The organism is Mesorhizobium sp. ES1-4, assembly GCF_020164745.1.
Classification (GTDB): Bacteria; Pseudomonadota; Alphaproteobacteria; order Rhizobiales; family Rhizobiaceae; genus Mesorhizobium.
This window is the reverse complement of the sequence record NZ_JAIUGV010000007.1, coordinates 1-12,577: the sequence shown is the minus strand read 5'-3', so window position 1 is coordinate 12,577 and position 12,577 is coordinate 1. Positions and strand designations below refer to the sequence as shown.

Here is a 12,577-nt window from a genome sequence, read left to right as displayed (position 1 = left end):
GGAAAGGGCTGGTCGCAACGTCGGCGCCTATCCCGCAACGCCGGCGATTGGCGAAACCATCGACGACAGAGCCCTCGCCCCGTTTACGGGGAGCGGGTGCCGGCAGGCAGGTGAGGGGCAGCGCGGACCTCGACGAATTGATAGCGCTTAACCCCCCAACGCCTGCTCCAGGTCCGCGATCAGGTCGTCGCCATCCTCGATCCCCGCCGACAGCCGCACCAGCGAATCCGATATGCCGATCTCTTCCCGCTTCTCGGCCGGGATCGAGCCATGCGTCATCAGCGCCGGGTGCTCGATCAGGCTCTCGACACCGCCGAGGCTCTCGGCCAGCGTGAACAGACGCGTACGCTCGAGGAAGCGCTTCGTGCCGGCAAGGTCGCGATCGAGCAAGGCCGTGATCATGCCGCCGAAGGCATGCATCTGCTGGACGGCTATGGCGTGCTGCGGATGGCTGCCGAGGCCCGGATAGATGACCCGGCGCACGTCCCTGCGGGCTTCCAGCCACTGCGCGATTTTCAGGCCGTTGGCGGAATGGCGCTCCATCCTCAGCGCCAGGGTCTTCAAGCCGCGCAACGCCAAAAAACTGTCGAACGGGCCGGATATAGCGCCGATGGCGTTCTGCAGGAATTTCAGCCGGTCGGCGAGATCCTTGTTGTCGCCGACGACAGCGACGCCGCCGACCATATCGGAATGGCCGTTGAGATATTTGGTCGTCGAGTGGACCACGATGTCGATGCCGAGTTCCAGCGGCCGCTGGATATAGGGGCTGCAGAAGGTGTTGTCGGCGACCGAGAGGATACCCCTGCGCTTCGCCAGGGCCGCAACGCCTTCGAGGTCGACGATGCGCAGCAGCGGGTTGGTCGGCGTCTCGACCCAGAGCATCTTGGTCTCCGGTCGGATCGCCGCCTCGACCGCCGCGAGGTCGGTGAAGTCGACGAAGCTCACCCGCAGATCGGCCGAGCGCTTGCGCACCCGCTCCATCAGCCGGAACGAGCCGCCATAGATGTCGTCGGTGGCGACGATATGGGCGCCGGAATCGAGCAATTCGAGGACTGTGGCGATCGACGCCAGCCCCGAGGCGAAGGCGAAGGCCGCCGAGCCGCTTTCCAGGTCCGCCACGGCGCGCTCGAAGGCGAAGCGCGTCGGGTTCTGGCTGCGGGCATATTCGAAGCCCTTGTGCACGCCGGGCGATTGCTGGCCATAGGTCGAGGTGGCGTAGATCGGCACCATCACCGCGCCCGTCAGCGGGTCGTGGCTCTGGCCGCCATGGATCGTGCGGGTGGAGAAGGCCAGGCGGTTCTTGCCGGATGTGGTCATTTTGCGCGGCGCCTCAGATGGTTGATCAGGTCGATGCGGGTTATCAGGCCGACGAACTCGTCGCCGTCGAAGATGATGGCGACTTCGTTGCGGTCGAAGACCGGCAGCAGCGTGTCCAGCGTCTGGCTCGCCTGCAGCGTGTGCAGGTTGGAGGTCATCGCCGAGCGCACCGGGCCGTTGAAGCGCTCCCAGCGCCCGTCATAGGGGCCGTCGACATGCGCGAGGATATCGCTCTCGTCGACGATGCCGACCAGCTTGCCTTCGTCCAGAACCGGCAGTTGCGAGACATCGGAGCGGCGCATGCGGCCATAGGCGTTGAGCAGGCTTTCGTCAGGACCGACATAGACGATGTCGCCGGTGCGGGGCGAGCGCATGACGAGGTCGCGCAGGTCGCCATGCTGTTCATGGTCGGCCAGACCTTGCTCGGCCAGCCAGATATCGTCGAAGACTTTCGACAGGTATTTGTTGCCGCTGTCGCAGACGAAGGTGACGACGCGCTTGGGCACTGTCTGTTCGCGGCAATAGCGCAGCGCCGCCGACAGCAGCGTGCCCGACGAGGAGCCGGCCAGGATGCCTTCGCGTGACAGCAGATCACGCACCGCCAGCATGCTCTGCTTGTCGCTGATGGAATAGGCTTTCCTGACCAGCGACAGGTCGGCATTGGGCGGCACGAAGTCCTCGCCGATGCCTTCGACGGTCCAGCTGCCCGCCTCTTCCATCTTGCCGGTCTTGATCAGCGGCGCCAGCACCGAGCCGACCGGGTCGGCCAGCACCATCTCCGTCTTCGGCGACACCTTGGCAAAGTAGCGGCCAAGCCCGGTCAGCGTGCCGCCGGAGCCGACGCCGACCACCACCGCGTCGACATCTCCGTCAAGCTGCGAAAAGATTTCCGGGCCGGTCGTCGCTTCATGCGCCAGCGGGTTGGCCGGGTTGGCGAACTGGTTGGCGTAGAAGGCGCCGGGCAGTTCGGCGGCGATCTTCTGCGCCATGTCCTGATAGTATTCGGCATGACCCTTGCCGACATCGGAGCGCGTCATGCGCACTTCCGCGCCGAGCGCGCGCAAGTGCTGGATTTTTTCACGCGACATCTTGTCGGGAACCACCAGGATGATGCGGTAACCCTTGGGGATGCCGACCTGCGCAAGGCCAAGCCCTGTGTTGCCGGCGGTCGCCTCGACGATGGTGCCGCCGGGCTTCAGCCTGCCATCCTTCTCGGCGGCCGCGATCATCGACAGCGCGATGCGGTCCTTGATCGAGCCGCCGGGGTTCTGGCTCTCGATCTTGATGAACAGCCGGCATTTTCCGGTGTCGAATTTGGTCAGCTCGACGATGGGGGTCTGGCCGATCAGGTCGAGCACGGAGGCATAGGGCGGGCGCAGGCGCGACATTGCGCTCTCCGAGGGGGCGCTGCCCGAGGGGGCGCTCTCCAAGCGGGTGCTGTCCGAGACGGCGCTGTCGGCCGTGGCTTTTCTGTGCTCGCTCATGTCGGAGCCTCCGTGGGTCAACCTAGCGTCTTTTCCAGCCGATCGCAGTTGGAAAGAAGATAGATCGTGCCAATCCGGCGGCCAGACGGGGAATGAAATTCCACGGTTGAATCCCGTCAACGAGGAAGGTGAGCGCCGTGGAACGCCGGTTTCAACGGCCTCGCAATTGCTTGCCCGCCGGCCGGACGTTCAACGAACCATATCGCCTCTTCGAAACCACTTGGCATTTTCTTCGAAAGGGTGGCCGGGCGCCATCCCACCGGCTTGTGGTGGGAGGGACTTCAGTCTTAGTTGAGAGATAGCTAATATACGTATAGCTTGGTCGTGCGGGGACGATCCCAATCGAAGCCTAACCCGCATGGCCGGTGCGACCCGCTTCCAACCCAAGCATCCCCGCACCGGCCATCTTTTCCCCGCCGGTTAGCTCATGGCCAACTTGAAATCGCAATCCGGGCGAAAGCGGCCTCTGGGAGTTAAATAGAAATCTGGCTCGAAACGCGGATTCCGAGGCAAATCAGGACGCCGCAGGCTGGAACAGCGCGCCTCCTTGCAAGAGGTTGGTGTCCAGCCACACATATATCTCAATTGACTAAAGTACGGAACGTCCAATGGACAAGCCCGGAACGTTTGAAGGCCCCTCGGACCTAGGCCCAACAGGCGGCAAGACCTTAGTCCTGCGACTTTATAGTTAAGAACGGAAGTTATTCCGTCCACATAGGGCTGCAGCGGATAAATACCAGACCGCACCCAGCCGACAATGGTGCGATCACGGAAGCGAGCACGCCACGCTGCCCGACGGGGTTGAGAGGCCTGACGGAACCAGAAGCATCGATGCGGGAAGATTCGCCACCTCCTGCTCGAAGCTTATCGTCGCGAGCGGTTCGCCCACACCAGCCCAGCCAGGCCAGCCACCATGACGGCGAGGCCGATATAGAGCCATTGCGACTGGCCGGTCATGAAGCTGCCGCCGACGACGCCGATGCCTTGCAGCGACCACACAGCCCCGATAGCCAGCACGATCAACGCCAGCAGATTCTTGGCCAGCAGAGTTTTGCTCAGTCTCATTGTCGAATCCCATTTTTCAAGTCGATCGATTGCGGCGCTATCGCCACGATGAAAGAGCCTAAGGAAGCGTCCAGATCGTGCGGACTTCTACTTGAAGATCACTGCCCGATCTTGTCATGAAAGTCCTTCATGCCGATTGGAAACAGGATCCAAAATTAGTGCCGGCGCGCCAAAAACTCTCTGACAGACTGTTACCCGGTGACTCCAAACGTGTGGACACGCCACGGAACCGCCAGATCACTGCCGCATTTCCCGCCTTATTCTCGACCTAACGGCTGGGTCTGTCAAAAACGGAGCCCTCCCCAAAGCATGAATACACCAAAACAGACCGCGCTTGTCGCGGTAACGATCGCTGCTGGCCTGATGGCCGGCGCCTCCGCCGCTTCCGCAACCGCCGCCGGCCAATGTGGCCGTGCTTCCTGGTACGCGCTGCACTCGAGAACCGCGTCTGGCGAGCGCATGAACCCCTCGGCGATGACCGCCGCCCACCGCACGCTGCCTTTCGGCACCAGATTGCGGGTGACCAACAAGAACAACGGCCGCAGCGTCGTCGTGCGCATCAACGATCGTGGTCCCTTTATCAAGGGCCGCGTGCTCGACCTGTCGAGAGGCGCCGCCAGCCAGCTCGGCTTCGTCGACTCCGGCCAGACGTCGGTCTGCATGGCGCGCGTCTGATCAAACGTCTCCTGGCCATGATCCGTCCCGGACCGCGGTTCAGCGGAGCAAACGGGACTATTCAGCGAATCATGGTCGGGCCTGACACATATCCTACACATTTCGGCAGCGCACATTGAGCCGGCTGCGCCGTCCGGGGCCGGTTTCCAAGGCATTGCACGAAAGAAGCATTGCTCACGCGACGTGACGTATTGCGTCGCAGCAATTAGTTGTTAACCTCCCCGCGAGACATTCAAGGCTCGGCGCTGCTCGTCGTCCCTTCGGTCGCAGGCAGCAGCGGGGTAACGGATGTTCTACCAGCTCTACGAGATGAACCATGCGGCGTTGCAGCCGGCGCGGCTCTATGCCGATGCGGTCCGGCTGTTCTACTCCAATCCGCTCAACCCGGTTTCGCACACCCCGTGGGGCCGATCGATCGCCGCCGGCGCCGAACTGTTCGAGCGCACCACGCGCCGCTACGGCAAGCCGCAATTCGGCCTGGCCAAGACCGTGGTCGACTGGAAGACCGTCGCGGTCACCGAAAGGACCGTCTGGTCGAAGCCGTTCTGCAATCTCGTCCATTTCGAGCGCGCCGTTCCCGCCGGGCGCAAGGCCGACCCGAAACTGCTGATCGTGGCGCCGATGTCGGGTCATTACGCCACGCTGCTGCGCGGCACGGTGGAAGCCATGCTGCCCCATGCCGATGTCCACATTACCGACTGGGTCGACGCCCGCATGGTGCCGATGGCAGATGGCAGCTTCGATCTCGACGACTATATCGACTACATCATCGACATGCTGCACACGCTGGGTCCGGACACCCATGTGATGGCGGTGTGCCAGCCTTCCGTGCCGGTGCTTGCCGCCGTGGCGCTGATGGAGGCGAAGGGCGACCCCTTCGTGCCTTCGACGATGACGCTGATGGGCGGGCCGATCGACACCCGCCGCAACCCGACGGCGGTCAATCTGCTCGCCGAGGAAAAAGGCATCGACTGGTTCCGCGACAACGTCGTCATGCGCGCGCCCTGGCCGGTGCCGGGCTTCGGCCGCGAGGTCTATCCCGGCTTCCTGCAGCTTTCGGGCTTCATGAGCATGAACCTCGACCGCCACATCATCGCCCACAAGGATTTCTTCATGCACCTTGTGAAGTTCGACGGCGACAGCGCCGAGAAGCACCGCGACTTCTATGACGAGTATCTGGCGGTGATGGACCTGACGGCGGAGTTCTACCTGCAGACCGTCGACACCGTTTTCGTGCGCCATGCGCTGCCCAAGGGCGAGATGATGCATCGCGGCGCCAGGATCGATCCGTCCGCAATCCGCAACGTTGCCCTGTTCACGGTCGAGGGCGAGAACGACGATATTTCGGGCCTCGGCCAGACCAAGGCGGCGCAGGATCTGTGCGTCAACATCCCCGCCGACAGGAAGGCGCATTACATGCAGCCTGCGGTCGGCCATTACGGCGTCTTCAACGGCTCGCGCTTCCGCTCCGAGATCGTGCCGCGCATCGTCGACTTCATCACCAGCTATGGCCGCCAGAACCGCGTCGCGGTGAAGCCGAAGCTGGTCCGCACCGCCAAGCGCTAGCCGGCTTTGAACGGAACCGGGCCGCCGGTCCGATTCTGTTGCACAAGTGCCGCTGTGCGCCCCCGCGGGTAACCATGCTGCAATTCAGCCCGACGTCTCAATTGACACGGAGTGTAAATCGCCCTTAACGTTTCGTTAACAACAGGGCGAGCGGGGACAATGAATTCCTCAACCATGCGAAGGCTGCGCGTATGCGCGGCAGCCGGGCTGGCGGCAATGGGAGGCTGGATGGCACCGGCCTGGGCATCGGGCGCCATGGCGACCGGAGGCCTCACCTCGCAGCCGATCGGCCACTATGATTTCTGCAAGCAGCGTCCCGGCGAATGCTCGATCCGCCCGGCCAACCTCGCGCCGGCGGCCCTGACCGAAGGGTTCATGCGCAAGCTGGTCAACATCACCGCCAGGGTCAATGCCGCCGTCAAGCCGATGAGCGACATGGACATCTACGGCGAGGACGAGGTCTGGGCCTATCCCGACAAGGGCGTCGGCGACTGCGAGGACTACGTGCTGGAAAAGCGGCGCCAGCTGTCCCGCATGGGCGTGTCGCTCGCCGATCTCTTGATAACCGTGGTGCGCAAGCCCGACGGTGAAGGCCACGCCGTGCTGACGGTGCGCACCGACAGGGGCGACTACGTGCTCGACAACCTGAACGACCAGGTCAAGCCCTGGGACGAGACCGGCTACCGCTTCCTCAAGCGCCAGGCAATTGACAACACCGGCCGCTGGGTCTCGATCCGCGGCGGCCAGCAGGTTTTGGTGGGGTCGGTGGAGTAAGGGCCGACAGTGGGAGACCGCTTGAGGCGGCGCCGCCCCAGCGCTTCGTCATCCTAGGGCGCAGCAGTCGCGAAGCGACGTCGCGGAGACCCTATAGCAATTCCAGGAAAAGTGCGTAGCGGTTTTCCGTCCGGAATTGCGTGAAAACAAAGAGTTAGAGCGGTTCAGCGATTCTATCAGACGCTGAACCGCTCTAGGATCCATGCCGTGACACCAACAAAAAACACGGCGGCCTAGGATTGGGTGCGGCTATATCACTACATTCTGCACCGCTGCGGAGTTCGCAGGTCGCGGCATGGATCCTCGGGTCTGCGCGTCCGCTTCGCTCCCGCTCCGCCCGTGGATGACGAAACCGTGGAGGCTTCCGCCAATCTCTTGGGCCTCTGCCATAGCCGCACTGCATTTGACTCACCGCTCCCTTTGGGGCCCTCCCGAAAATCGTCTCCATCTCTCCGTGAACCAATTCGTCCCGCCCGGCGACACACAGCCGTGGACGACAGAAACAAACCATGGAGACTTCAAATGACTGCTTTCCTGCGCAACACCCTCCTCGCCGCCGTCGCGGTATCGGCCCTGACCGGATCCGCTCTGGCTGGTCAGACCGACACGAGCTGCGTCAAGACCACGCTCAACGACCTTTGGGCCGGCCGTTGTTGTGGCACTGCAGGCGCCTCGGACTGCCTCGGCGGCGGCAACGGCCGCGACCACCACGACAATGGCCGCCCGGGCAACAATGGCGGCAACCCCAACGGCCGCACGGCCGGCAAGTATTGATCTCGCTCCGGCTGCCCGCTGGCTGCGGCCGGCGGGCACCGTCTTGCAATCGGGGGACGCCCGGAATCCGCATAAAGCCAGTTACTTCGGTTGGCTGAGCGCCTTGCGGATCGACGCGGTGACGCGGCGCAGTTCCGCCTCGTCGAGTTTCTCGATGTTTTCGGCCAGCAGATTGGCAAGCTCGGTGGCGGCGGGGGACAGGCCCGCCGTGTCGAGCTTCACGCGCGGGTGCGAGGCTTCGGCGAGCCGCGCCAGCTCCTCGGCATCGTCCCAGATGATGTTGAAATAGCCGATGATCTTCTGGATCAGCGTCCAGGTCGGCGCGCCGCGCCGGCCATGCTCCAGCGCCGAGAGATAGGCGGGGCTGACGCCGATCGCCGCCGCCATGTCCTTCTGGCTGACGCCGCGTTCGGTCCTCAGCGCCCGCAGCCTCTCGCCGAACGGCGTCATGCGCCCGGCCTCGCCACCCGCCGCAGCCTGATATAGAGCGCGCCGGAGCCGCCATGGTTGCGGGCGGCATGGTCGTGGCTGGAGACCAGCGGCCGGAACGCCGGTGTCGACAGCCAGGCCGGCACGGCGCGCCGCAACACGCCATCGCCGCCCGAGGACGACCCTTTGCCGGTGATGACCAGCACATAGCGAATGCCGCCGGCATGCGCCCGGTGCAGGAACGAGAACAGCAGCGAATAGGCCTCGTCCTGCGTCATGCCATGCAGGTCGACGCGGCCCTCGATCGGCAACCGGCCTTTCGACAGCTTGTCCAGCGTCGGCTCGTCGAGCCGGTGGGTGACATGCTGGACCTTCGGCCTTGCCACGCCCGCCGCATTGGCCGTGGGCTGGCCCGGTTGCGGCGGCGTTGGTGGCTTGGCGTCGGCGGCCAGCTCCGGAATGTCGATGGCGGCGCGGCCCTTGAGCGGCTTGGCGGTGCGCGCCACCAGGTTCCACAGCACCCGGTCGTCCTCGCTGAGTTTATCCCCGCGCTTGCTCATTGTGCGCCCCCGGCCAGCGCGCGCGGCACCAGCGCATGGAAGTCGGCGGCGTTGCGCACCACGCCTGCGATCTCGCCGGCGGCATCGCCGGAGCCGGCGAACAGATCGCCGCGCGCCGGCCCGGTGATGGCCGAGCCGGTATCCTGCGCGATCATCAGCCGCCGGAACGGTCTTGCGTCGAATGCCGTGAGCGTCGGCGCGTCGATGTAGAAAGGCGTGCCGAATGTGTGCAGCAGCCGGTCGACGGCCATCGAGCGGCCCGGCGTCAGCGGCACCTTGGCGGCCGCGATCGGCCCCAGCGATGCATCATCCACGGCGGCCTCGCGGAAGAAGATATAGGAGCGGTTCCGCCACAGGATCTCGTCGACGCGCTCCGGATGCGCCTTCAACCAGGCGCGGATCGACTGCATCGTCACCTCCGCCAGCGGGATTTCGCCCAGCTCGCTCAACACCTTTCCCGGGCCGGTGAAACGCTGGCCGGATTTGGCGGCGTAGGTGACGCGGCAAAGCCGCCCGTCGGTCATGGCGAGCCGTGCCGCCCCTTGCACATGGATGAAGAAGGCATCGACCTTGTCGGCCAGCCAGGCGATCTCCAGCCCCTGGCCGGCGAGCGCGCCGCGCTCGATGGCGCCGCGGTCGAAATATTCGGCCGGCCCGTCCGGCGTCCGGCGTGCGAAGGCGAGATAGGGATCCATCCCGGCGGGTCGGTTGGCGTCGTCGACATCGATGAGGTCGGCCGGCCGCGACAGCAGCGGCACGCCAAAACGGTCCGTGCGCACCGGCGAGGCCTCGACTTGAGGCTCGTAGAAACCGGTGACGAGCCCGGCGTTGGCCTCCGCCCGGACCAGCATGGGGACGAAGTGGCGTTCGAAGAAGGCGCGGGCCTCCGACCGGTTCGCCGGGGCGCCGGCGCGTGCCTGCGCATAGGGCTCGGCGAAGGCGCTGAAATCGACGCCGAGCGCACCGCCGCGATAGGGTTTCACCAGCACATGGAAGGCGGACCGGCGAAAAGCCTCGAAGGCCGGCAGATGGTCGTCGTCACCCCAGCCGGGTAGATCGCCGAAGGACCTTTCGACAAGGAGAGGCGACAGCGACACCGGAGCCCGCCTGTTCCAGGGTTCAGTCTTCTTCTTCGGTGGCGACGAGCTTCCAGTTCGGATCGCGCGAGCGCGTGTCGCGGGCGAAGGTCCAGACATCCTTGACCTCGGCCACGGTTTCCGGATCGCCGTCGATGACCGTTCCGGCCTTGTCGCGCGTCGCCGAGATCAGCTCGCTGATGATGCGCAGCGTCACATGCGCCTCGCCGCCCTTCATCTCGGCCGAGACGATATCGGCCTTGTCGATGCCGACGAAGGAGGACTGGATCTTTTCCGACTTGGCCTCGCGTTCGCCGATCGCGGCGACGAAGCCGTCGAAGACCTCGCGCGACAGAAGGTTCTTCAGCGTTTTGCGGTCGCCGTCGGCATAGGCCATGACGATCATCTCATAGGCCATCTTGGCGCCGTCGACGAACCCCTTCGGGTCGAAGGACGGGTCGTTGTCCTTGATGGCGCGCAGGCCCTTGTTGAGATCGGTGTCGGGCTTGGCAAAGGCGTCGATCGCCGCATAGGCGTCGGCCGGCGCAGGCTCGCCGGGAGCCCGCTTGCGCGGCAGCGAAACCACATTTTCGGGCTTCTGCGTGGCGTCCTTGTCGGTACGCGCCGCCGTATAGGGATCGAAGGGCGGCCGCTCGCTACCGGTCCGGCGGCCCAGCACGTTGCGCAGCTGAAAGAAGATCACCACCGCCGCGATCAGGAAGAAAATCGTGCCGAAGTCGAAGAAGCCCATATTTTCCGCCAATCAATCCCTGCCTCTAGGCCGGACCGTCCAGCCAACAGGCCGCGGTCGCATAGCGTTCACCATTCAAAGCATATAGAACGCAAGGCGCAATCATTCAAATCCAAGGCAGGCATACCTATCTAACAGCCTCGATGCCAGCGGCGATTGGTCGCCGGCGCGACAAACAATCGAATGGTCGGTAAAGACTTGCGCATTTCGCTGCTTCCCCTCCTTCTGCTTGCGCTTCCGCTGCTGGAAATCGCCGGTTTCGTCGTCGTCGGCCGTGAGGTCGGCGCGCTGGCGACGGTCGGCCTGGTGCTGGCCTCGAGTTTCGCCGGCGTGCTTTTGCTGCGGCACCAGGGCTTCGGCGTCATGACCCGCATCCGTTCCGAAATGGACGCCGGCCGCGACCCCAGCCGGCAGCTCGCCCACGGCGCCATGATCGTGGTCGCGGCGATCCTTCTGATCATCCCCGGCTTCATCACGGACATCATCGGCCTGCTCCTCTTCCTGCCGCCGGTGCGCGACCTTGCCTGGAGCAGGCTCAAGGGCCGCATCGTCGTCGCCACCAGTTTCTCCACCGGCGGCTTCCGCCGGCAGCGCGACAAGGTCATCGACCTCGACGACGGCGACTACTCGCGCGAGGAAGACCTGAGGCGCGGCCCGGACCATAATTCGCCGTGGCGGCGGCTGAAGGACGACTGAGACTGTATCGGTATTCAGGTGAGGCCGGCCTGCAAATGGCGGCTTCCTGCGCTTCCGGTGCTCACGTACAAAAAGTACGCTCCGCTCCGGTTCTCGAAAACCACCATTTTCGACTCGGCCTGACCTGAATCTCGATACAGTCTCGGCCCTCTCCGGCCAAAAGGCGGCAAACCTTGTCTTGTCATGCCGGCCATGGTAGCGAACGCCCGATTTCAATTCGGTCAGCAACGCTGCCCAGGCAAAAGGATATCAGGCTCATGGCCAGCAATGACGACGCGCCGGTCGGCGCCAACGGAAACGGCAACGCGGCGCAGCCGTCGCTCAACGTCCTGGCCCAGTATGTCAAGGACCTTTCCTTCGAAAGCCCCGGCGCGCCGAACTCGCTGCGCGGCCGCGACAAGGCCCCCGGCATCGCCATCAACGTCAACGTCAACGCCAATCCGCTCTCCGACAAGCAGTTCGACGTCAATTTGACGCTGAACGCCAAGGCCTCCTTCGACCAGGAAGTGCTGTTCAACGTCGAGCTGGTCTATGGCGGCGTCTTCGCCATTTCGGGCTTCCCGCAGGAGCACATGCTGCCGATCCTGTTCATCGAATGCCCGCGCCTGCTGTTCCCCTTCGCCCGCCAGATCATCGCCGAGGCGACGCGCAATGGCGGCTTCCCGCCGCTGATGCTCGACCCGATCGACTTCGCCCAGATGTTCCAGCAGAAGATCGCCGAGGACCAGGCCGCCTCGCAGACCAAGGTGAGCTGAGGCTCGGCTGACAGGGATCGCTTGAAAAACCCGGCCTTGAGCCGGGTTTTTTTGTGCCTGGCGACTCTTGGCAACCTGGCGGGACAGCACCCATAAGCGGCACCCTAACGGATTCCGGTCGATGAAGTAGAACGATCGCGCCACGGGTCGACCCCCACTCCGTCGAGCTGCGCTCGACACCTCTCCCCCGATCGACGGGGGAGAGGAAAAGGCGCGACCTCGCCAAGCGCGTTCCTTCCTCTCCCTCCGGAGGGGGGAGAGGTGGCTCGGCGAAGCCGAGACGGAGTGGGGGAAGCCGCTGGTGAAACGCGAAGCCGCAGACAGCCGCATAGCTCTTACTCGAGATCCGACCGATCCCTTGCAGCGGAGACGGCTGGCAGGCAAGAGGAGTAAGGCGCGACCTCGCCAAGCGCGTTCCTTCCTCTCCCTCAGGAGGGGGGAGAGGTGGCTCGGCGAAGCCGAGACGGAGTGGGGGAAGCCGCTGGTGAAACGCGAAGCCCCGGGCAAACGCGTCGCTCTTACTCGAAGTCCCACCGATCCCTTGCAGCGGAGACGGCTGGCAGACAAGAGGGGAAAGCCGCGACCTCGCCAAGCGCGTTCCTTCCTCTCCCTCCGGAGGGGGGAGAGGTGGCTCGGCGAAGCCGAGACGGAGTGG

The 12,577-nt window shown here is 64.5% G+C and carries 13 protein-coding genes; 6 read left to right on the top strand and 7 right to left on the bottom strand.

The annotated features are described in order from the left end of the window. Window positions 1–147 precede the first annotated feature (147 nt). The 3 genes from LB556_RS14585 to LB556_RS14575 form a co-directional block, all read right to left on the bottom strand. Window positions 148–1,317: a trans-sulfuration enzyme family protein gene (locus tag LB556_RS14585; protein WP_224568149.1), complete on the bottom strand. Its 1,170-nt coding sequence runs from the start codon at window positions 1,315–1,317 to the stop codon at window positions 148–150. Next, window positions 1,314–2,705: a pyridoxal-phosphate dependent enzyme gene (locus tag LB556_RS14580; protein ID WP_224568700.1), complete on the bottom strand. Its 1,392-nt coding sequence runs from the start codon at window positions 2,703–2,705 to the stop codon at window positions 1,314–1,316. Before LB556_RS14580 ends, LB556_RS14585 begins: the two co-directional genes overlap by 4 nt. Window positions 2,706–3,665: 960 nt before the next feature. Next, the gene (locus LB556_RS14575) at window positions 3,666–3,866 is read right to left on the bottom strand and encodes a hypothetical protein (protein ID WP_224568147.1); all 201 of its coding nucleotides are present in this window, start codon (window positions 3,864–3,866) and stop codon (window positions 3,666–3,668) included. Between the two features lie 309 nt (window positions 3,867–4,175). Here LB556_RS14575 and LB556_RS14570 point away from each other — a divergent pair, with 309 nt between their 5' ends. From LB556_RS14570 to LB556_RS14555, 4 genes are all read left to right on the top strand, one after another. Continuing rightward, complete coding sequence (locus LB556_RS14570) at window positions 4,176–4,541, top strand: septal ring lytic transglycosylase RlpA family protein (protein WP_224568145.1); 366 nt, start codon at window positions 4,176–4,178, stop codon at window positions 4,539–4,541. Window positions 4,542–4,829: 288 nt separating this feature from the next. After that, window positions 4,830–6,107, top strand: a complete 1,278-nt coding sequence (locus LB556_RS14565) for a polyhydroxyalkanoate depolymerase (RefSeq protein WP_224568143.1) — start codon at window positions 4,830–4,832, stop codon at window positions 6,105–6,107. 159 nt (window positions 6,108–6,266) lie between these two features. After that, entirely contained in the window at window positions 6,267–6,881 is a 615-nt protein-coding gene (locus tag LB556_RS14560; RefSeq protein ID WP_224568141.1) for a transglutaminase-like cysteine peptidase, read from the top strand. A 522-nt stretch (window positions 6,882–7,403) separates the two neighbouring features. Next, window positions 7,404–7,655 carry a hypothetical protein gene (locus LB556_RS14555; protein ID WP_224568139.1) on the top strand — a complete coding sequence of 84 codons (252 nt, stop codon included), beginning with the start codon at window positions 7,404–7,406 and terminating at the stop codon, window positions 7,653–7,655. A gap of 81 nt (window positions 7,656–7,736) precedes the next feature. Here LB556_RS14555 and LB556_RS14550 read toward each other — a convergent pair whose 3' ends face one another. From LB556_RS14550 to LB556_RS14535, 4 genes are read right to left on the bottom strand one after another with little or no spacing between them, the layout of a single operon-like run. Then, window positions 7,737–8,105, bottom strand: a complete 369-nt coding sequence (locus LB556_RS14550) for a helix-turn-helix domain-containing protein (RefSeq protein WP_224568137.1) — start codon at window positions 8,103–8,105, stop codon at window positions 7,737–7,739. Further along, entirely contained in the window at window positions 8,102–8,644 is a 543-nt protein-coding gene (locus LB556_RS14545) for a Smr/MutS family protein (RefSeq protein ID WP_224568135.1), read from the bottom strand. Before LB556_RS14545 ends, LB556_RS14550 begins: the two co-directional genes overlap by 4 nt. Further along, the gene (locus tag LB556_RS14540) at window positions 8,641–9,741 is read right to left on the bottom strand and encodes a murein transglycosylase A (RefSeq protein WP_224568133.1); all 1,101 of its coding nucleotides are present in this window, start codon (window positions 9,739–9,741) and stop codon (window positions 8,641–8,643) included. Before LB556_RS14540 ends, LB556_RS14545 begins: the two co-directional genes overlap by 4 nt. Window positions 9,742–9,763: 22 nt before the next feature. Continuing rightward, window positions 9,764–10,471, bottom strand: a complete 708-nt coding sequence (locus LB556_RS14535; protein WP_224568698.1) for a Tim44/TimA family putative adaptor protein — start codon at window positions 10,469–10,471, stop codon at window positions 9,764–9,766. 198 nt (window positions 10,472–10,669) lie between these two features. Between LB556_RS14535 and LB556_RS14530 the strand changes: the two genes are divergently transcribed. Together LB556_RS14530 and secB are read left to right on the top strand one after the other, a co-directional pair. Further along, window positions 10,670–11,167: an FxsA family protein gene (locus tag LB556_RS14530; protein ID WP_318011289.1), complete on the top strand. Its 498-nt coding sequence runs from the start codon at window positions 10,670–10,672 to the stop codon at window positions 11,165–11,167. Window positions 11,168–11,424: 257 nt separating this feature from the next. Beyond that, window positions 11,425–11,922 carry a protein-export chaperone SecB gene (secB, locus tag LB556_RS14525; RefSeq protein WP_224568129.1) on the top strand — a complete coding sequence of 166 codons (498 nt, stop codon included), beginning with the start codon at window positions 11,425–11,427 and terminating at the stop codon, window positions 11,920–11,922. The last annotated feature ends 655 nt before the right edge of the window (window positions 11,923–12,577 follow it).

What these genes read in the sequence shown, in the direction of transcription:
- LB556_RS14585 (WP_224568149.1), bottom strand. Translation starts at nt 1,317, where the DNA reads ATGACCACATCCGGCAAGAACCGCCTGGCCTTCTCCACCCGCACGATC.
- LB556_RS14580 (WP_224568700.1), bottom strand. Translation starts at nt 2,705, where the DNA reads ATGTCGCGCCTGCGCCCGCCCTATGCCTCCGTGCTCGACCTGATCGGC.
- LB556_RS14575 (WP_224568147.1), bottom strand. Translation starts at nt 3,866, where the DNA reads ATGAGACTGAGCAAAACTCTGCTGGCCAAGAATCTGCTGGCGTTGATC.
- LB556_RS14570 (WP_224568145.1), top strand. Translation starts at nt 4,176, where the DNA reads ATGAATACACCAAAACAGACCGCGCTTGTCGCGGTAACGATCGCTGCT.
- LB556_RS14565 (WP_224568143.1), top strand. Translation starts at nt 4,830, where the DNA reads ATGTTCTACCAGCTCTACGAGATGAACCATGCGGCGTTGCAGCCGGCG.
- LB556_RS14560 (WP_224568141.1), top strand. Translation starts at nt 6,267, where the DNA reads ATGAATTCCTCAACCATGCGAAGGCTGCGCGTATGCGCGGCAGCCGGG.
- LB556_RS14555 (WP_224568139.1), top strand. Translation starts at nt 7,404, where the DNA reads ATGACTGCTTTCCTGCGCAACACCCTCCTCGCCGCCGTCGCGGTATCG.
- LB556_RS14550 (WP_224568137.1), bottom strand. Translation starts at nt 8,105, where the DNA reads ATGACGCCGTTCGGCGAGAGGCTGCGGGCGCTGAGGACCGAACGCGGC.
- LB556_RS14545 (WP_224568135.1), bottom strand. Translation starts at nt 8,644, where the DNA reads ATGAGCAAGCGCGGGGATAAACTCAGCGAGGACGACCGGGTGCTGTGG.
- LB556_RS14535 (WP_224568698.1), bottom strand. Translation starts at nt 10,471, where the DNA reads ATGGGCTTCTTCGACTTCGGCACGATTTTCTTCCTGATCGCGGCGGTG.
- secB (WP_224568129.1), top strand. Translation starts at nt 11,425, where the DNA reads ATGGCCAGCAATGACGACGCGCCGGTCGGCGCCAACGGAAACGGCAAC.